The organism is Chroococcidiopsis cubana SAG 39.79 (assembly GCF_003991895.1).
GTDB lineage: Bacteria > Cyanobacteriota > Cyanobacteriia > Cyanobacteriales > Chroococcidiopsidaceae > Chroococcidiopsis > Chroococcidiopsis thermalis.
Genome location: NZ_RSCK01000013.1, coordinates 102,259 through 121,755, shown reverse-complemented (window position 1 = coordinate 121,755; position 19,497 = coordinate 102,259). Strand labels below are relative to the sequence as shown.

17 protein-coding genes and 1 tRNA gene are annotated in these 19,497 nt (G+C 44.7%); 11 read left to right on the top strand and 7 right to left on the bottom strand.

Translation table 11 applies throughout. The features are described 5' to 3' along the window. Positions 1-90: 90 nt before the first annotated feature. A complete protein-coding gene (locus DSM107010_RS39560) occupies positions 91-264 on the top strand; it encodes a hypothetical protein (protein ID WP_199755491.1) in 174 nt (57 codons plus the stop codon). Here DSM107010_RS39560 and DSM107010_RS38330 read toward each other — a convergent pair. From DSM107010_RS38330 to DSM107010_RS11320, 3 genes are read right to left on the bottom strand one after another with little or no spacing between them, the layout of a single operon-like run. Then, positions 234-380 (bottom strand): hypothetical protein, encoded by a 147-nt coding sequence (locus DSM107010_RS38330; protein ID WP_158631772.1) that lies wholly within the window; start codon positions 378-380, stop codon positions 234-236. The two genes, DSM107010_RS39560 and DSM107010_RS38330, sit on opposite strands and share 31 nt — an antisense overlap. After that, a complete protein-coding gene (locus DSM107010_RS11325; protein ID WP_106218426.1) occupies positions 381-3,128 on the bottom strand; it encodes a CBS domain-containing protein in 2,748 nt (915 codons plus the stop codon). Beyond that, positions 3,119-3,370: a hypothetical protein gene (locus tag DSM107010_RS11320; protein WP_127022976.1), complete on the bottom strand. Its 252-nt coding sequence runs from the start codon at positions 3,368-3,370 to the stop codon at positions 3,119-3,121. The genes DSM107010_RS11325 and DSM107010_RS11320 overlap by 10 nt, the downstream gene beginning before the upstream one ends. 4 nt (positions 3,371-3,374) lie before the next feature. Here DSM107010_RS11320 and psbZ point away from each other — a divergent pair, with 4 nt between their 5' ends. From psbZ to DSM107010_RS11290, 6 genes are all read left to right on the top strand, one after another. After that, positions 3,375-3,566, top strand: coding sequence for a photosystem II reaction center protein PsbZ (psbZ, locus tag DSM107010_RS11315; protein WP_015156080.1), 192 nt, complete (start codon positions 3,375-3,377; stop codon positions 3,564-3,566). A 128-nt stretch (positions 3,567-3,694) separates the two neighbouring features. Then, a complete protein-coding gene (ribH, locus tag DSM107010_RS11310; RefSeq protein ID WP_015156081.1) occupies positions 3,695-4,279 on the top strand; it encodes a 6,7-dimethyl-8-ribityllumazine synthase in 585 nt (194 codons plus the stop codon). A gap of 279 nt (positions 4,280-4,558) precedes the next feature. Next, positions 4,559-4,867 carry a hypothetical protein gene (locus DSM107010_RS11305; RefSeq protein ID WP_106168301.1) on the top strand — a complete coding sequence of 103 codons (309 nt, stop codon included), beginning with the start codon at positions 4,559-4,561 and terminating at the stop codon, positions 4,865-4,867. A gap of 169 nt (positions 4,868-5,036) precedes the next feature. Next, positions 5,037-5,108 (top strand) — tRNA-Gly (locus tag DSM107010_RS11300). Between the two features lie 282 nt (positions 5,109-5,390). Next, positions 5,391-5,798 (top strand): hypothetical protein, encoded by a 408-nt coding sequence (locus DSM107010_RS11295; RefSeq protein WP_015156083.1) that lies wholly within the window; start codon positions 5,391-5,393, stop codon positions 5,796-5,798. 4 nt (positions 5,799-5,802) lie between these two features. After that, complete coding sequence (locus DSM107010_RS11290) at positions 5,803-7,068, top strand: glutamate-5-semialdehyde dehydrogenase (protein ID WP_015156084.1); 1,266 nt, start codon at positions 5,803-5,805, stop codon at positions 7,066-7,068. 214 nt (positions 7,069-7,282) lie between these two features. Here the strand turns inward: DSM107010_RS11290 and DSM107010_RS11285 are convergent, their stop codons facing one another. Further along, complete coding sequence (locus DSM107010_RS11285) at positions 7,283-8,095, bottom strand: acyl-CoA desaturase (protein ID WP_015156085.1); 813 nt, start codon at positions 8,093-8,095, stop codon at positions 7,283-7,285. Positions 8,096-8,182: 87 nt separating this feature from the next. Here DSM107010_RS11285 and DSM107010_RS11280 point away from each other — a divergent pair, with 87 nt between their 5' ends. Further along, entirely contained in the window at positions 8,183-9,415 is a 1,233-nt protein-coding gene (locus DSM107010_RS11280; protein ID WP_127022974.1) for a methionine gamma-lyase family protein, read from the top strand. Here the strand turns inward: DSM107010_RS11280 and DSM107010_RS11275 are convergent. From DSM107010_RS11275 to DSM107010_RS11265, 3 genes are all read right to left on the bottom strand, one after another. After that, positions 9,412-10,467: a DUF4082 domain-containing protein gene (locus DSM107010_RS11275; RefSeq protein ID WP_015156087.1), complete on the bottom strand. Its 1,056-nt coding sequence runs from the start codon at positions 10,465-10,467 to the stop codon at positions 9,412-9,414. The two genes, DSM107010_RS11280 and DSM107010_RS11275, sit on opposite strands and share 4 nt — an antisense overlap. A gap of 364 nt (positions 10,468-10,831) precedes the next feature. Further along, the gene (locus DSM107010_RS11270; RefSeq protein WP_015156088.1) at positions 10,832-11,629 is read right to left on the bottom strand and encodes a hypothetical protein; all 798 of its coding nucleotides are present in this window, start codon (positions 11,627-11,629) and stop codon (positions 10,832-10,834) included. Between the two features lie 318 nt (positions 11,630-11,947). Beyond that, the gene (locus DSM107010_RS11265) at positions 11,948-12,907 is read right to left on the bottom strand and encodes a DNA-methyltransferase (protein WP_051033284.1); all 960 of its coding nucleotides are present in this window, start codon (positions 12,905-12,907) and stop codon (positions 11,948-11,950) included. A gap of 274 nt (positions 12,908-13,181) precedes the next feature. Here DSM107010_RS11265 and DSM107010_RS11260 point away from each other — a divergent pair, with 274 nt between their 5' ends. From DSM107010_RS11260 to DSM107010_RS11250, 3 genes are all read left to right on the top strand, one after another. Then, complete coding sequence (locus DSM107010_RS11260) at positions 13,182-14,390, top strand: hypothetical protein (RefSeq protein ID WP_106168624.1); 1,209 nt, start codon at positions 13,182-13,184, stop codon at positions 14,388-14,390. Positions 14,391-14,420: 30 nt separating this feature from the next. Then, positions 14,421-16,124 carry an OmpA family protein gene (locus tag DSM107010_RS11255; protein ID WP_106168623.1) on the top strand — a complete coding sequence of 568 codons (1,704 nt, stop codon included), beginning with the start codon at positions 14,421-14,423 and terminating at the stop codon, positions 16,122-16,124. Positions 16,125-16,485: 361 nt separating this feature from the next. Continuing rightward, entirely contained in the window at positions 16,486-19,491 is a 3,006-nt protein-coding gene (locus DSM107010_RS11250; protein ID WP_158631771.1) for a CHASE domain-containing protein, read from the top strand. Positions 19,492-19,497: the final 6 nt, after the last annotated feature.

The window sequence follows — 19,497 nt, the reverse complement described above, 5'->3', positions numbered from 1 at the left end:
CAAGGGAGAGGGGGGAGAAGAGAGTTAAGTATGGGTAAAAATGCCAGATTATATATAAGTAGTAAAAAAAATTAACTTTTGAGGCAATTCATGAACCGCTCGAAAATCGTTGCTATTATCACAGGGGCAATTTCAATCCTATTGGCGATCGCCTATCTCCTCCTCGTACAACTACTAGACTTTCGTGGCGAAATGCAACCAGCACCAGTCAGTCAGTTGTCAGTTGTCAGTTATCAGTTGTCAGTTGTCAGTGGTAGTTGGTAGTTGGTAGTTGTCCCCCTTGTCCCCTTGTCCCCCTTGTCCCCCTTGTCCCCCTTGTCCCCCTTGTCCCCCTTGTCCCCCTTGTCCCCCTCAGCTCTCTTCTCTCCCTTGTCTCCCAATTAACGGGGATAATGCTCAAATAGATAACTCTCAGCCTCCGTGCGATCGCGGATAATTCCATCTAAAGTGGCAGCAAGTAGATCGTCGAGAATTTGACGATATTGAGGTCCTGGTTTGTATCCCAGTTGTTTCAAGTCGTGACCGCTTAATAGTGGTTGGACGTTAGCCCACTGAGTGACGTATTGCCAGACAAGCGATCGCACTGGGCGAGGACTGCGTAGAGCAATTAAAATTAGCATCGGTAGGTCGTACTGCCGCAACAAGTCAAATACTTGACTGGGCAGCCGACAGGAAGGCAAAGCTGTTAAGACTCGCTCTTGTGCCTGTTGTAAGTGGCGCAAGCGATAGATACTGTCATCGGGTAATTGTAAATTTTGGGCAACGCGATCGCGGTATTCTGGGGCAAGATAGGCAATGAGAACCTCTAGACGTAACAGCCAAGGAGGGATAGGAACATTTTGACTTTTAACTTTTGACTTTTGACTTTCTCGATTAAATCGTCTCAAACAACGTTCTAAAAATCGCAACTGCTGCCAAAGAGTTTTATCCAGTTTCAAAGTTTCATGCAGGCATTGCAAAGCATCTAAATCTCCCAGTAAACTTAATGCTGCTTGCCAGTAGGGTGCTTGCAAAATGTATTTCAGCTCGTTTTTCAATCGCGTTTGTAAAGCAGGCGCTCTGGAATTATTGCCTTGGGTACGCTTGTAAACCCCACTGTCAATGGCATAGCGAATATAATTTTCCGTCTGAGGTTCGATCGCAAATTCTAAACGTACGGCAAAGCGGACGGCACGATAAATCCGAGTCGGATCTTCAATAAAGCTGTTGGCGTGTAAAACCCGAATTTGCTTTGCCTGTAAATCGAGCAATCCACCAAAGAAATCTAACATTTCCCCTGCTCTTGGTGGTGTCAAACGGACGGCAAGGGAATTAATTGTAAAGTCGCGTCGATATAAGTCTTGGCGAATGGAACTCGCTTCTACTTCAGGATTGGCAGCAGGATAGGGATAAAATTCCGTGCGTGCAGTGGCAATATCAATCCAAAGAGAGCCGAAAATAGGGTCTTTGTGCCACAACAATGCTGCTGTTTGAAATGCCCCATGAATTTCGAGACGAGCAGCAGGGTAAAGTTGCTGAAGGGCGCGAGCTAACTCCACTCCCGCGCCTACATCAGCAGTGCGATGAAAGCCATCTACAACTAGATCGATATCTTGTAGATACAGGGGTGCTGCACCGTTCTGTTTTGCCAACAGTAAATCGCGCACTCCTCCCCCAACCAAATACAAGTGCCAACCTCGCTGTTCTGCCTGAGCAGAGGCTTGAGTCAGCAGTTCCCAAAAAGGTGCGGCGAGGCGATCGCTCAACAATCTCAAGAATGCCGCAGGTGGAATAATCCCAACAGCATTCCCTCTTACCCCTAGCTCCTCGCTCCTCGCTCCTTCCTGATGCAATTCCCGCAGTACGTCGGTACGGGTGACGATGCCACGCAATTCTCCGTCTTGCAACACTGGCAAGCGTCCGATATCATATGTCACCATCAACGCTTGAATTTCTGGCAGAGTCGTTTCTGGAGTAATAGTCTTGATATTTGTCGTCATATACCCCTTGGCGGGTGCGTGACTGAAGCCGTGGTGCAGGGCAATATCAATATCGCGGCGGGAAATAATTCCTACCAACTTGCCTGTAGGATCGACCACAGACAATCCAGAGTGACCGTAACGCAGCAAAATCCGCTGTGCCTCGGCAATCGTCGTATCTGGGCGGATCGTGCGGACGGGGGATGACATTAATTCCCTAGCTGTCGGCGGATGGGGAATCGTGGCTTTGAGTCGTTCGACCAATTGTTGTAAAGTTACCTGCCCATCGACACCCCGTAACGAGAGAGACGCAGCTTGAGAATGTCCCCCACCACCGAGGGGCTGAAACAATTCATTCAGATTTGTGCCAGGAATTTGCGATCGCCCAATAACTGTCAGCCTTTCTTCGCCACTATCTCCCAAAGCATACCTTGCCCCCAGTAGGACGGCATCGCTTTCGGTCAATTCCATTAGTCGCGCTGCCAAGCTAGATAATCCAGATACATAACCTGGAGTTTTTAGCAAGACCCAAGCGACTGTATATCCTCGCAAGCGATCGCAGTGGAAGTTATCCAGTGCCTCAGTTAATAACACCTGTAACTGCGGCGAAAACCCAGGATCGATGTAATCCCGCACGACATGCAAGCTAGTTCCTTGCTGCATCAACCATGCTAGAGCCAATGCATCGCGATGGTTGGCTTGGTCAAATGACAGCGATCCCGTATCGACGTGGATGCCTAACGCCATCACAGTTGCTTCAAACGGCGTGATTTCCACCTGCTGAGCTTGTAATTCTTCGACAATTAGCGTCGTCGTCGCTCCCACATCAGCAATATGAGTTGCCGTAGCCGAAATATCGCGATCGATCTCTAAGTGGTGGTCGTAAACAACAATCTGTTCGATTTGGGGCAAATCCAGCCACTCCGCCGCCGCACCCAAGCGATCGCGGTGTTGTGTATCGACGACAATCAGCGATCGAATTTGTTTTGGATTCACAGAACGGCGTTCGATCAATGCATATTCGTCCCGATGCAGTGCCAAAAAATCCTTTACCGCTGGATGACTACCACCCGTCAGCACGATCTTCGCTCCCGCCCACAGCCGCGACAGCCCCACAGCCGCCCCCAGCGCATCAAAATCTGCTGTTGTATGACAAAGAATTAGATCCATGTAGTGCGTGATGAGCAGGGTGTGGGAAATTGGTAGTTGGTAGTTGGTGGTTGGTAATGGGTAATAGGTAATGGGTTGTTATTCTCCTCAGCTCCCTCAGCCCCGATCGCTCCCTCAGCTCTCTTCACCGACTCCCTATATTGTGCCAATTTCTGATAGGTTACATATAGGTTATAAGCAAAATTAGCAAGCTTTAAGCTTAATCTAGATCTATTCTGGTTTGTTGCTGTGTAGGGAGACATACTGATGTTATCTGCTCTGTTTCAATTGGCTTTAGTTGCCCTGGTATTCTTGTCCTTTGCTTTGGTAATTGGCGTTCCCGTGGCTTACGCTACTCCCCAAAATTGGGTGGAATCAAAAAGGCTGCTTTGGATCGGTTCGATCGCCTGGTTCGGTCTAGTGATCGTCATTGGTGTTTTGAACTTTTTGGTCGTATAAGCAACTTGAGGCGATCGCCCTTGTCGATCGTCGCGATTGACAAGCAAGCGATCGCTACTTTGTAGAGACTTACACGTAATGTCTCTACGCTGACAACTGACAACTGACAACTGACAACTGATTTAGTAATGGCAGTTTTCGAGGGAACTTTTACTCAGACAGAACCTTTACGGTTTGCGATCGTCATCGGTCGGTTTAACGATTTAGTGATTGGTAAGCTGTTAGAAGGATGTCAAGATTGCTTGAAACGTCATGGCATCGATCCGAATCCTCACGGCAGTCAAGTCGATTACGCTTACGTCCCTGGTAGTTTTGAAGTGCCAATTGTGGCGCGACAATTAGCATTATCTCATCGCTATGATGCCGTGATCTGTCTTGGAGCAGTCATTCGCGGTCAAACTCCCCATTTCGATTATGTTGCGGGAGAAGTAGCTAAGGGCATTGCTGCGGCAGGATTTCAAACTGGCGTACCAGTCATTTTTGGTATTCTGACTGTAGACTCGATGCAGCAAGCTCTGGAAAGAGCCGGAATTAAGAGCAACAAGGGTTGGGACTACGCCATGAACGCGATTGAGATGGCTAGCTTGATGCGGCAACTACATTCCGATATTACTGTAGAATCCTACAACAATAATTCTCAATCCTTGCCCGCTGCATCGCTGAAAAGTGCCATTGCTAACGAGCGATCGCCAATTACAGAAAGTGGCGAGTGACAATGCAGGAGTGGCAAGTGAAAAATGCTACTCAATACTCTGAAAAATGGTAGGTAGCGTTAGTTATATGCGCTACCTTTTTTGTCTAGTAAAAATCCTCCAATCGAGGTATATCAATAAGTTGAAATTAGGTTAAGTTCGTGGCAGTTGAAGTCTTTGCTTTGAGCCGATCTCCAGCACATATATTGGCATTAAGTTAATGACAAACTATAAGCCAGTAATGTACGCTATCAAACATAAGTTTTCAGTTTGTAGTTCAGACTAAATTAGGTAGCACAAATGCGAGGAAACACAATTGGTATTGAGTTAGAACCAGAAGATATAGAGTTATTGACCAGAATTGAACGGGAAACAGGTAAGTCAATTCACCAACTCACAGGTGAAGCTATTAAAAATACTTATATTAGAAAATCCGATAGCGATGGCGATGGTGGTACTGCACTCTTAGAGGCGATAGACAAAATTGGCAAACAAGTACAGCAAGTCATGGTAGCTGTAGAAAGACAGCGCCAGGAGATCGAGCTATTTTCAGGCAGCTCAAAAAACCACTTGCGACAATCTACCCCCCCGCATAGTATTTATACCTAGTACTGAAAGTTAGAAGGGAGAAGTCGTAAGTCGTAAGTCGTAAGTAGAGAATTAACTGCTTCCTGCTCGTGCGCTCCCTGCTCCCCACTCGCTGATAACTGACAACCTCGCAAAAAAAAACTTGACAAACTCAGCCAAATCTGAGATATTAATAAATGCACAGTAAATTGCGGGTATAGCTCAGTGGTAGAGCGCAACCTTGCCAAGGTTGATGTCGCGCGTTCGAATCGCGTTACCCGCTTAAAGTAAATTGCAAAATAGAAGAGAAAAGATTTAGAACGAATAAGTTAATTAAATAATCGCTCTACCTAGAGTCAAAGCGAATTTTATCTGTTCTAGAATCTCAGATAGGAGGGAAAACCTACTAACCTCGCGTTGCGTTAAGCAACAAGAAGCAATCTAAGTCGAGAGTAAATAACTTGGCATTTGGAAAATGTAATGGAAAGCTGAGAATTATTTGGTTAGACTTAGAAAGTATTATGTAAACTCGTAGGATAGCCACATTTTGGTTCTACGGCGGCTCGTGCAACCTCAAAAGACCCAAAAAATCGATCTGAGTGTAGATTACCCTTGTCCCTGTCGCCGACACGGGCGATTAATTCCGATTACGCTGACAGAAGCGTTTGGTTGCGATCGCTGTCAGCAACTCTTCGTTGTGGAAGAAAACGGGTATGTATTAGAACAATTATCCACTAGCTACCCTTACAAGAGAGCATGGCGCTGGCTGGGCAATCGCTGGAGCGTAGCTAAGCCACGTTTGGGACAGAGCTATCTTCCAGTAGCACTATTAGTAGTGTTTGGGCTGCTAATTTTTTGGTTGCCTTTGGCACTGCGATCGCCACACCATGCCAGTATTCTAGTATGGGCATTAGTAGCAGTACTGCTAGCAGTACTGCCAGCACTAATGGTCTGGCTGATTTACAGACGTTAAGTCGATGACAGGTGACACATCTCATACTCACTCAGGCTTGGTCGCTACTGCTCGTCGCGCCTACGGAGCTTCCCTAAAACTAGGAATTAGTAAGGGAGCAGACCGCAGCCGTGCCGTGCAAAAGATGGCAGAAGCACTCAAGCAATCTTTCGATGACATTTTGGAAGCCAACACTTTGGACTTGGAAGCTAGTCGCGAAATGGCAGTGCCAGAATTAATCGTGGATTGGCTGAAGTTGACTCCCGAACGCCTCCAAGCTGCGGTAGAAATTTTGCAACGTCTGAGCGAACTGTCAGACCCTTTGCGACGGATTAGAAATGCTGACTACCAGCTTGCCGATTCTCAAACTTACTGCCAGCTCATGCCGTTGGGAACGATCGCCTTAGTTTACGAAGCATTTCCAGAACTTGGGGCGATCGCCGCAGGACTGTGTATCAAAACTGGTAACAGCCTCATTCTCAAAGGTGGAGGAGAAGCCAGTCACTCTAATGCTGCTATTGCCAAGGTTCTGCAAATTGCCTTAGAGGAAAGCGGAATGCCTTCCGGTTGTCTGGAAAGAATTGAGACAGAGGAAGGGAGCTTAACACAGGAATTAATTACCCAAGACCAATACATAAACCTTGTCATTCCCTACGGTCGCCCCAGCTTAGTTCAGCAAGTCGTGCGACAGTCCACCGCCCCAGTTTTGAAATCGGCGATGGGGAACTGTTACCTTTACTGGTCGCTATCTGGCAGCATTGAAATGATGCGCTGGACGATTTTAGACAGTCATGCTAGCGAACCCGATCCGGTCAATGCGATCGAGAAAGTCTTGATTCACCGCACCACCAATCCCTCGTCCCTCGTTACCCTGTGGAACAGCTTGCAAGAAAAAGGTTTTCAAGTTAGGGGAGATACCGCATTAGTTGAAGCATTTCCCCAGCTACAACTAGCAAAGGATTCTGAGTGGAGTCAATCATATTTAAACAAAACAGTAGCTTTTAAGGTAGTAGACAACTTAGAAGCAGCCATTTCGTGGATCAATCGTTATAGTAGCGGTCATGCCGACTGCATCGTTACTGAGTCCTATCAAGAAAGCCGTCACTTTGCTTTGCGGGTGAATAGCGCCTCCACTTATATCAACGCCTCCCCGCGCTTTTGCCGCAATCCCGCCCGAGGAGAGTCAATATTTCTAGGGATGTCAAATCAGAAAGGACACCGCCGAGGACTAATTAGCCCCGAAAGCCTGACGACGGTAAAGCATATCGTGCAGGGGAATAGTAGATTTTAGTGGCTGGTGGCTAGTGGCTAGTGGTTAGCGGTTAGAGACAGATAGAGTGGCTAGTGGCTAGTGGCTAGTGGCTGGTGCTTAGCGGTTAGAGACAGATAGAAATGAAAAGGTAAGCAAGGAGATGGACTACAAGTAGCACTCCAGCTACAACTCTCACTCACATCTGTTAAGGAAGAATTTTATTCACTAGCCGCCAGTCACTAGCTACTAACCACTACTTTTCAGCCAGCTTCACATTCTTAGCTAAGCCAAGAGCTTGTAGCAAGCAGATCGTCATCCAGGTGAGATCGACTTCCCACCACTCTAAGCCGTGTCGGGCAGAGTATTGGAAGGCGTGGTGGTTGTTGTGCCAGCCTTCGCCAAACACCAACAGGGCTACCCACCAACAGTTGGTCGAGCGATCGCCGGATTCATGGCTGCGATAGCCAAATTTATGCGTGGCGCTGTTTACCAACCAGGTGCAGTGGTAGACGAACACGACTCGCACAAAAATTCCCCAGACGACAAATGACCAGCCACCAAGTAATAATAGGACGACACCCAGAGCGATCTGGATGAAAATCATATTTTTTTCTAGAAATTGATAAACTGGATCGCCAGCAATATCTTTTGTAAAACGAGCAAGATCTAATTCAATCGGTCTGCGATAAATTAACCAGCCGATGTGACTCCACCAAAAACCTTTGTTAGAGTCGTGGGGATCGGGTTCGGTATCGGAGTAAAGATGATGGGCGCGGTGCGTCCCTACCCATTCAATCGGTCCTCCTTGACAGGCGAGTGTTCCGCAAAAGACCAAGAAATACTCCAGCCATTTTGGAGTTTGAAAGCTGCGGTGGGTGACAAGACGGTGAAAGCCTAGAGTAACTCCCAAACCGCCAGTGACCCAGTAGAGAAACACGGCAACACCAACTGCTTGCCAGCTGAAGTTGCTAGGGAGTAGAGCAAATAAAGCTCCAAAATGCAAACCAATAAAAAATAGGGTATTGACCCAGTTGATTGTCAGTTTGGTTGGGGTAGCAATCGTCATGCGATAACCTAAATTCAAAAACTAGCGTCCGATCTGCCAGAATCAAAGATCCACCTATTAAGTTAATCTAAAGCGATAAATTTGACGATGAACAGCTACGAACAGCTGCAACTAGCAGAACAGGCACTATCTCCGATTTTTTCTGGAATTGACGCTCAGGTCAAGCAAAATCTTCAACGAGTGCTGAGTGCTTTTCGCCACCAGCGGGTGGGGGCGCATCATTTTGCTTCTGTCAGCGGCTACGGTCACGACGATCTGGGTCGTCAGACGTTAGATCGGGTATTTGCTGAGGTGATGCAAGCAGAAGCAGCCGCAGTGAGAGTCCAGTTTGTCTCTGGAACCCACGCGATCGCCTGTGCTTTGTTCGGTGTATTGCGCCCAGGGGATGAGATGCTGGCGGTTGCAGGTGCGCCCTACGATACGCTGGAAGAAGCGATCGGGCTTAGGGGCAGCGGACAAGGCTCCTTGATAGAGTTTGGCATTAATTATCGCCAAATAGATCTAACCGCAGCCGGAACGATTGATTGGCAGGCGTTAGAAACGGCGGTGCGCGATCGCACCCGTTTAGTCTCGATTCAGCGGTCTTGCGGTTATTCCTGGCGTTCTAGCCTTTCCATTGCCGAGATTGAAAAGATCGTCCACATCGTCAAACAGCAAAACCCGAATACAGTTTGTTTTGTCGATAACTGCTACGGCGAATTTATTGAAGATCGAGAACCTACGGCGGTCGGTGCGGATTTGATGGCGGGGTCTTTGATTAAAAATCCTGGTGGCACGATTGTCACGGCTGGCGGCTATGTCGCAGGGAAAGAAGAGTTCGTAGAAGCAGCTACCTGTCGCCTCACAGCCCCAGGAATTGGTAGTGCTGGCGGGGCGACATTCGACCAGCATCGACTGATGTTTCAGGGACTATTTCTCGCTCCACAAATGGTAGGAGAGGCGATGAAAGGTAATCACCTGACTGCATACGTGTTCGACAAGTTAGGATATTCGGTGAATCCCGCCCCACTGGTTCCGCGTCGAGACACGATTCAAGCAGTTCGATTGGGTTCGCCACAAAAATTAGTGGCTTTTTGTCGGGCAATTCAGCAAAACTCGCCCATCGGTTCTTATCTCGACCCCGTACCCGCCGAAATGCCTGGTTATGAGAGCGAGTTAGTCATGGCTGGGGGGACGTTTATTGATGGCAGTACCTCGGAATTTTCGGCTGATGGTCCTTTACGGGAGCCATACGCGATCTTTTGTCAAGGGGGTACTCATTGGACGCACGTGGCGATCGCCTTAGAAGCTGCGATTGAGGCAGTAGGAGCTGCCAATTAATCTCCAATCGGAGTGTATAGAACGTCTACCCAGTAATTGCTACTTTTATATGTTTGGCTGGGGAAACTGGAGTTACCGTATTTATACACGCCATTATTACCATCAAGAAATTGCAAACCAGAATTGCTCATAGGGCTGGCAAAGTGATTCAGCGTGTAAGCGTAGTTACCTTTTGGAGCGTGATAGGAAGCTACGTAAATCGTATCTGCCGAGATCCGAATTGGCTGGTCGAATTTAAGTTGTTGCCAGCCAGAAGTTGTTTCGGAAACAAACGTACCGCGTGCGACGAGCTGACCCCCAGCAGTCCATAAAGAGCCGACGTGCGTACCAGTGTTAGTCGCGGCTTTGTAGAATCGAATGCCAGTCACAAAGCCTTCTTTCGTGGCTTTAAACTTTACACCTACCTCTATTGCTCTAGAATCAAAAGTGGCAATGGAAGATGGAGCTACAGAATCAGTCCAAATACTCGTTGTTTTAGGTTTGAAGACAACATCTATCCAGTAGTTAGTGCTATTGTATGACTGAGTTGGAAAACCACCGCCGTAACCGTAAATGTATGTACTGTTACTTCCAGCTTCACCATTACGCAGAGCGTGTAAAAACCCATTATCTACCCCAGCATTCTCGAAGAATTTTTCGCTGGCGACATATCGCCCAGAGTTGACGTAATAAGAAGCAATATATATTTGTTTCGCCTTAACTGGTATGGGTGGATAGAATTGTACGGTTTGCCAACCTGGAGCAGGTTGCTGTCCTTCAAAAGCCATGCCCGTACCGAGTAATTCTCCAGTACTAGACCAAAGATGAACGAAGTAACCGCTTTCGTTTGCTACGGCTCGATAAAATCTAATTGCCGATACTTCCCCATCTACATCGCTACGGAACTTTAGACCTAGCTCCACAGGTTTAGTATCTTTGTCTACAACTGCATTTAAAGGTGTAGAGTCAGACCAAATAGAATAACTTGACGGTTCGGCTAGAGAGCGCGGAGCGGCGATCGCCAGTAATGCTGTAATGACACTGACACTCGATAATAATAATCTTTTATACATAGTTTCCCCAGTTTTTTATAATTAATACAAGCATCTACAAACGAACAGCTTAAATCGAATTCAAATTGCTATTTCAACTTAGTTTCACCTACTGCAAACTTTCAAATAATCCGTGATGAATTTGGATTTTTGATTCTGCATAGTTTTCAAAACAAAGCTGTATAACTTTTCAATGAATCACACTGAAGGTGGCATGGACAACACTAGTATGACTCACTTTTAGGAATTCTTAAACTAATTCATAAAGTCCACATTTATTCAGTAATTTTACAGATAGAAAAATAAATATATGTTAAAGCTTGGCAAGGTAAATCGATGAGCATCGAAAATTAAATAACGTATGAAAAACTCAAACTCTATCGAATTAATGGAATGAAACTAAATCGTACTGAAGGATGAGAAGAGTAGATTTTGCCACAGCACGACCGCTAATTCTAGTGATACCGTAATGCAAAATTCCTCGTCCATTATGCGTCATTCTACCCAAACTAAATTGGATTTTAATATTAGAGTTAGTATGGCGATCGAATTGTTCTAATTTCCACATGAATCCACTCCACGCACCAGTCAGGCGTTGTCGCTCTGCATCAGCTACAACTTCTAATATTTCTACCGTTGTCCCATACGGAGTTTCTAGAAGATTGCGGTCAAGATCGAGTGTGATTCCGGCTAAATCAGATAAAGAATTATTACCTAAAAATACGTATTTATTCCCCTCACGTTTGATTTGTAACATAGACGTTCCTATCTTCTTCATAATTAATTTGTGAGAGAGGCTAAGAAATTCTTGATACTCAGTTTTAGAAACACCAAGCCGAGAATCGTAAGGTAGAGGTTGTCCGGCAGAGGTATTTTTAATTAAGCTCGATAACCATTCACTATCGGATTTTTTTTGTAATGCTATTTTAAATTTCTGGCTCAGTTCGACCAAACGAATTGGTGGTACAATTTGCATCAAATCGACAGTTGTACGATCGCTAGGGATGAGAGCTTCGACATCATATATGGGAATGTTATATAAGTTGATTTTATTTATCTGAGGAGAAGATTTTATGCTTGTATGTGAAATAGCGATCGCCTTGACAACTGTATTTAGATAAAATAATAATCCCGTTACTAAATAGCAGAGCGAGAGATAAGAGATTTTAACTTTTATTTTCATAGAATTAAGTCATATAACTTCACTATAATAATGAGTTTTAGGTCGGCACGATTAGCGATCGCCTCGGTAATATTGACGAACGCGATCGATCGCACTAAAATTTAAAGTTTAGCCGGATCGACTTATTTTTTTTGTAGAAATAACTCGATTTGATAAATACCTATTTTAGATAGACCGAGTTGAATCTATCAGAAATAACAAAATATCCAGTCAAAGGTTTACAATTCTAATTTTGATGCAATAAATCTATTTTTAGATGCGATCGCGTTGAGAAAACATTAGTAACAATATTTAATCAACTATGCGATGAGTATCGAATCACTTCAAAGCTACTGTCTGCGAACTTGACATCAACTGAGTGTATAGAGTATTAGCTTGTGATTGATTCAGATTAGCATCAACAAATCGAAATGCAGAAGTTGCGAGATACGATCTGTTTTGTTCAAACGCGATCCAATGTCGTTGTAATGATTCGGCTGCTACACCTGTAGTATTAGAACCTGCAAAGATATCGAGGACTGTATCGCCTGGTTCTGTCAAAAAATTAATAAAGAACTGGGGAAGTTTCTGCGGAAAACGTGCTGGATGTGCGCCAATCTTAGCTGCTTTACATAATTGGATGTAACGAGAGCCACTTTCAGTATTGGGTATTTGTAATAAATTAGAAGGGATTGCTCCTCCATTATTGTTAGCAAAAGCTTTACCGATATCGTGTCCTGATGGACGTTCTTTTGGTTGATAAAATTTTTCTGGATTCTGAAGTAATTTTTTCATGCGCTCTGAGTAAGGCACGAGTACATTACTCACATTAGCTTTGGGATTATCAGTTTTTGATAACCACCAAATAGTATTGACAGCATCCTTAGTGCGGATCTTGCGTTTATTGACCCACTCAATCGGAGATGGTAATTTTGAGGGATTATACCAAAAAAACTCTTCTGCAAGACGGAAATCTAGCTCGTCGCAAAGTTTAATTAAAATACGGTAATTATAGAGCGATCGCACGGGACGTTTACTTTGATATGCTCCTCCTAAATCGAGGACAAAACTACCGTGTGGTGCTAAGACTCGATAGACTTTTTCACAAAAATTAAATAACCAATTTACATAAGCCTCTTGCTCGACATTACCATAACTCTTTTCACGTTGTAGGGCAAAAGGTGGAGAAGTAATAACTAAATCGATAGAATTGGATTCGAGGCAGTCAAGTAATTCCAAAGCATTACCAACATATGCAGAGCCATAATCAGTATTGTATAAAGGGCAACATAGAAACATATTTACTTTGCTATGAAAACACAATGCGTAACTCATTTTATTTGCAGTCGATAGAATATATTTATGCAACAAGTTGAAATTATTTAGGAAATATCTACTTGTACTTGGCGACTGCGAGTCGTGGAACTATACAGATACAACCTGCCGATCGCGCTGGCAGTGTGCGAAGCGCACCACACAGGTTCAAAAGCTGTAAATTTCCTCAGTCCGCGCCAGTGAACTTCCCTTTGGGAAGCCGCTACGCACTCATATTTGTGTAGTTGGAGTTTGGAACATGGTGCTAGAAAGCTGGCAGCCTCATGATGGTAAACAGGAAGATGCTATTTTACTCTTTAACTTCAATAGCAAGGACGAGGAGAGCGTTGCGCTATTACACCATCTACTTTCTAGGGTGAAAAAAAGTTATCAGCAGTTGGCTGACTTACAATTCCTACCTGTCCGCTTACCAGTACCCGATCTGAAGTTATGGAGTTACTGGTTGGCAGCTCAACTGATTGCACAATGGCGCGATCGCTCGGCAGAGCAAATTGCTGTAGGGACAATTCTCGATCGACTAGGGTTCATCAAGACAGAAAATAGTTATCCCATTGTTACAGCTCTGGATCGAATGGAGCAAGGAACGCTGATTTCTGTAGAGTTGGTGGCGAACGTGAAGTCGATTGACAAATTCGGCTGGCAATCTTCAGATTCTGATATCAAAGAATGGATCGAGCAGAAAGCTGCCGATCTAGTTGAATTTACTCAACGCACATCTTCTTACCCAGCCGACGGCTTCAGAGCGCAATTACAGTCCAATGTGGAAGCAATGCGATCGCAGCACCAAGTTCAGATGCAGGAGTTCTTCAACTCACTACAGCACTCCGGTTCGCGCTCGGTGCTAAGAGTATTAGAAACTTTGAGCGCGATCTTCCAGCGATTAGCAGAGGAATGCGAGGCTCAAAAACAAGAGTTGTTGCAAAAAGCGATGGCAGCGGAGCGCGCTTACAGCAATTTAAAAACCAGAATTGAACCGCGCGATCGGCAATTCGGTCGGCGACAGACTGACTGGGAAGCAGTTGTAGAAGCACTTGCCAAGCGATACTACTTTACATTTAATGCTGAAATTTACGACCGCTTCGGTCAATTAGTTAGCCAGCTCATACAACAGACAGGCGATCGCGTTGCCTCCATAACTCATACAGATCGCTCTCTGACGATTTTGGAAAGTTGGTTTAGCCAACAATGTCCTCAAGAGCCAGTCTTTGCACCTATTTTAAAACAGCGCTTAGAGCAAAAGGTAGACATAATCAAATTACTTAGCGAGATAGAAGCAACAGTAAGCTGTCCTCTGCAAAAATGGCATAGTTTAAGCTGGACTCAAACAGAATTATTGTGTCAGGAAATTTTGATAAAACTGCATCCAGTTTGTATGGAAGTATATATAGAGTGCTACCAATATTTACTAAAAATTAATCGAGCTGAAATTTTAGACCAAAATAGTTAAGCAAATAATTGGTTTTTGTCAAGCAGAAATATGGCTCCAAAACCACCAAAATCATCCATAACTTGTCATAACTGTGGCTATGATGGCAATTCTATTACTGCCATTCGGTGCGATTTATGCAAGCAGCCACTAGAGCTAAATTATGCTTTAAATAGCAATAGTACTATTAGAAATAGTGTATCTAATAGTAAAAAAACAACTCGGTATCGGTTTTATCTCCCTAATACTTGGTTGACATTAGTGTCAATACTATCACTGCTACTGGGAGGAAGCTTGTTCTTTTGGCGCAGTCAAAGCGTTAGCACTCAAAATTTTCAGCGGTTAGGAGATCGGGGTAACTCAAAAGCAATCGTAATTTTGGGCGACACCTTTAGCGGCTACAGTACTTTTCGGAGCGATCGATTGCGGCAAGCACTCAAAGAATTTCAAATTGAAGCGCACTATAAAGATGAATTTAATCAAGCTAGACGCGCTCGACTTTTAAATGAAGGACAAGCCGATTTCTTAGTCACAACTCTAGATCAGTTTTTAAAACAAAAACCCCAAGGGAAAATAGTTGGTTTGATTAACCATACAATCGGAGGTGATGCAGTTGTTTTAAACACGAAACAATATCCTAACCTCAGATCGCTCCAAGCTCTGAACCAATTAGTACAGCAGAGGCGATCGCAGAACCAGTTAAGCATTGTTTTTGCTGGCGATTCTCCCAGTGAATATCTAGGTTTGTTGCTAGATGCTAAATTTGAAGCATTTAGATTATTAGATTTTCAAACAATAAAAGTAGTCGATGCTGCTGATGCCTGGAAGCAATTGCAATCTAATTCAAATCTAGCAGCAGCTATACTTTGGGAACCTTTTGTCACGAAAGCTCGGCAACAAGGATATACAGTAGTCTTATCAAGTCGAGATACTCCAGGTGTAATTGTCGATGTTATTGTTGCTGGCGATCGCCTTCTCCAATCGCAACCTGAAAAAATCTCAGCTTTTTTAGAAGCTTATTATCGTTTAATTGATACATCCACTAGCGATCGTCTGTTGTTGCAAAATCAAATCGCTCGAGATGGTAATTTATCAGCTAGCGATGCAACAACGGTCATGCAAGGAATTGATTTTTTTACGTCAGTTGAGGCGAAAAACTGGATGAGGGATGGCACGCTAGAAAAAAGAATAAATTCTACAGCTGCGGTGTTGGCACTAACAGGTAGGATGAAGCAAGTGCCTCCAGCTCCTCAAAACTTATTTACTTACCAGTTCCTCGATCGCGCCGCCAGTCATACCCAGAAACTCATTAGTTCGATCCGCTCTGACAATCCAAAACTAGCTGATAGTCTACTAGAAGGAGTAGCGAACGATACTAATTCTAAATTTGAAACTGCCTCTAATCTGGGAAATTTGCGCGTACAAGGAGAGATAGAGTTTCAATTTGGCTCGACTACACTCACTAGGAAAGGTAAGCAAACACTCGATAGATTGGCTAAGCAAATAGCCGAGTTTAATTCGCAGACTGTAGCTATAAGAGTAATCGGTCATACTTCTAGAAAAGGATTAGCCGATTTGAATCAAAAATTAAGTCAGCAAAGAGCGCAAGAAGTTGTTAATTATCTCAAACAACGCGGTCTGCGACACAAAATGTCTGCAGTAGGAAAAGGTTTTAGCCAACTCAGAGGGGATATTTCTCCCTATGATAATCGGAACCAACGAACAGAGATTCAATTGTTGCGATTGAAGAGTTAAATGTCTGTCTGAATACAGATAACAGTTATCAGTTATCAGTTATCGTAGGAACGGGTTTTGACCAAAAATTTAGAGCTTTGGTTGTCAATCTATATGCTAAACCCGCTCGTACAGTTACCAGTGTAGAGACTTTACATGTGACGTCTCTACAAAGCGATCGGTGAAGAAAGGGTGTGGGGTGTAGAGATGAGCGAGAAATTATCAGATTATTTTTATAATTGGTTAATATTGTCTGTAGCAATATATGGAGTCTTAAGCAGTCAAGTGTAGATCGGGGGTGCGATCGCCTGAAAAGTCACGCGCGACTATGACTAAGCTTTATTGCTATCTTAGGCTGATATTCTGTAATTTGAAGCGACGAATGAAAGCAAACTTATTTGGGAGGTATTTACAACCACGTCGAAGCTGGATTCCCTATTTTGTTTTGACGATCTCGCTCTTATTTACTACGGCAGCTACTTATTATGTATCGAGTACGGTTCAAAATAAAGAGCGGTTGCGGTTTGAAAATGATGTCCAAACAACTCAAGCCAAGATTCAAGATCGGATTGAGGCTTACATAACTCTGTTGCGGGCAGGAAGTGGTCTATTTGCCGCGAGTGAAACAGTAACATCGCAAGAATTTCGGGCTTTTGTGAATCGGATGAAATTGCGCGGTAGCTATCCTGGGATTCAAGGAATTGGCTATTCGGCGCGAGTGCCAGCAGCAGCGAAAGATGCCTTTGTCACCCAAATGCGGCAACAGGGAATCGCTAACTTCAATATCCGCCCCAACTATCCTCGTTTGGAATATCATGCCATTATTTATCTAGAACCACAAGATCGTCGCAACCGAGTTGCAGTTGGTTACGATATGTTCTCCGAGCCAGTGCGCCGCGCTGCGATGGAACGCGCCCGCGATACTGGTATTCCCGCTGCTTCAGGTAAAGTGACTTTAGTTCAAGAAATTGACAAACACAAGCAAGCGGGTTTTCTAATCTACGTTCCGGTTTACCGTGGTGGTAATATTCCCGCCACAAAAAGGCAAAGGCAAACAGAGTTAATGGGTTTTATTTACAGTCCTTTTCGGGCTGACGATCTGATGAATGGTATTTTTGGCGATGAAGACCGCTTGGTGAATTTTGAAATTTACGATAGTCACAATGTCAGCTCGGCAAATTTGCTACACTCATCCAGATCTCATACGCTAAATAACCGCGATCGCCCGCAATTTCAGACTCACAAAAAGATCGATCTTGGCGGACGTACTTGGAGTTTAGTTTTTACCTCTCGCCCTGAATTAGAACTAGCTTCAGACATCGATCTTGCGCCTTTCGTTGCCTTTATTGGAGTGGCAATGAGTATGATTCTATTTGCCATGACACACTCGCTCTCTTCGTCGCGCAAAGCCGCCGAGCGATCGGCAGCAGCTCTTACAGAAAGTGAAAAGCGGTTTCGACGTTTGGTAGAGTCAAATATTTTTGGCGTTGCCTTTGGGAACTTTCAGGGAAAAATTCATTACGCAAACGACTATTTTCTCCAACTCATAGGTTACGAGCGAGAAGATTTGCTGGCAGGGAGATTGTATTGGGACAGTTTAACTCCTGCGGAGTTTCTTCCTTTAGATCTTCAAGCAGCTGAAGAACTGAAAAAACGCGGAATTGCAGCTCCATTTGAGAAACAATATATCCGTAAAGATGGTACGCGAGTCCCAATTCTAATTGGTGCAGCTTTGTTAGCAGATACAAATACGCCTCAACCAGAAATTATCGGCTTTATTCTAGATTTGAGCGATCGTAAAGCTGCGCAGGAAGCTCTACGTTGGAGTGAAGAACGTTATCGTTCTTTGGTAGAAGCGACGACAAACATTATTTGGGATACCAAAGCAGAAGGGGAAGTCGTTACCGAACTGCCTGGATGGAGTGCTTTTACCGGACAAAAGTTTGAAGAGTATCAGAGATGGGGATGGATTGCAGCGATTCATCCAGAAGATCGCGATCGCACTGCGCAAGCATGGTTAAAAGCTCTGGCTCATCGCAGCGTGTACGAGATGGAGCATCGGGTGCGGCGCTATGACGGCGAGTATAGGTATATGAATGCCCGTGGCGTGCCAGTTTTAGAAACAGATGGTAGCGTGAGGGAATGGATCGGCGTTCATACGGACATTACGGAACGCAAGCAAGCAGAAGTAGAACGAGAACGATTGTTACAACGGGAAAAGGTAGCTCGCGAAGAAGCAGAAACAGCCAATCGAATCAAGGACGAGTTTTTGGCTACTCTATCTCACGAATTACGCACGCCTTTAAATGCAATGCTGGGGTGGACGCAGTTACTTCGTAACCGCAAGTTTAATGAAGAGACGACAGCACGCGCTTTAGAGACTATCGATCGCAACACCAAATCTCTGGCGCAGTTGATCGAAGATATTTTAGATATGTCGCGGATCGTTACGGGAAAGCTGCATTTAGAGATCCGTACGATAGACATCGTACCAGTTATCGTTGCTGCGATTGAAACCGTCTTACCCGCAGCAACAGCCAAAAACATTCAGATTGAATCGAAATTAGATTCTAGCATTGGATCGGTCATGGGAGATGCCAATCGCTTGCAGCAGGTATTCTGGAATTTGCTTGCTAATGCCGTTAAATTTACTCCCAGAGACGGACGAATTGAAGTGCGTTTATTTCAGTTTGATTCTCAAGTACAAGTACGAGTTGCTGATAACGGACAAGGTATTAGTCCTGAGTTTTTACCCCACGTCTTCGATCGCTTCCTGCAAGCAGACAGCACTACGACCAGAGAGTATGGTGGTTTAGGACTGGGTTTATCGATCGTGCGTCAATTGGTAGAACTGCATGGTGGTACGGTAGGAACTGAAAGTGCGGGATTGGGTAAAGGGGCTACATTTACCGTAGCTCTGCCAATTCGCGCCGTAGATTACAATCTGAATGAGCCAGAGCAACCTCACAGCCAAAAAGAAGAAACTGCGATCGCGCCTCCATCCCTAGACGGTTTACGGATTGTCGTCGTCGATGATGAAGCCGATGCCAGAGACTTACTCAATACAGTTTTGACCCAGTATGGCGCTAAAGTCGTGACTCGTGAAACTGCCCGGGAGACAATTGAGGCGATCGCTCAATTTCAGCCGCACGTCCTCGTCAGCGATATTGGAATGCCAGAAGAGGATGGATATGCTTTGATTCATCGCTTGCGACAACTACCACCAGAACAAGGCGGACAAATTCCCGCGATCGCGCTTACAGCCTATGCTAAAACAGAAGACCGCGATCGCGCTTTAGCAGCAGGTTTTCAACAACATATTGCCAAGCCAGTCAATCCCGATAAATTAGCTGCGGTTGTGAGTGAATTGGCTCGAAAAGTGAGTTGATGGCTA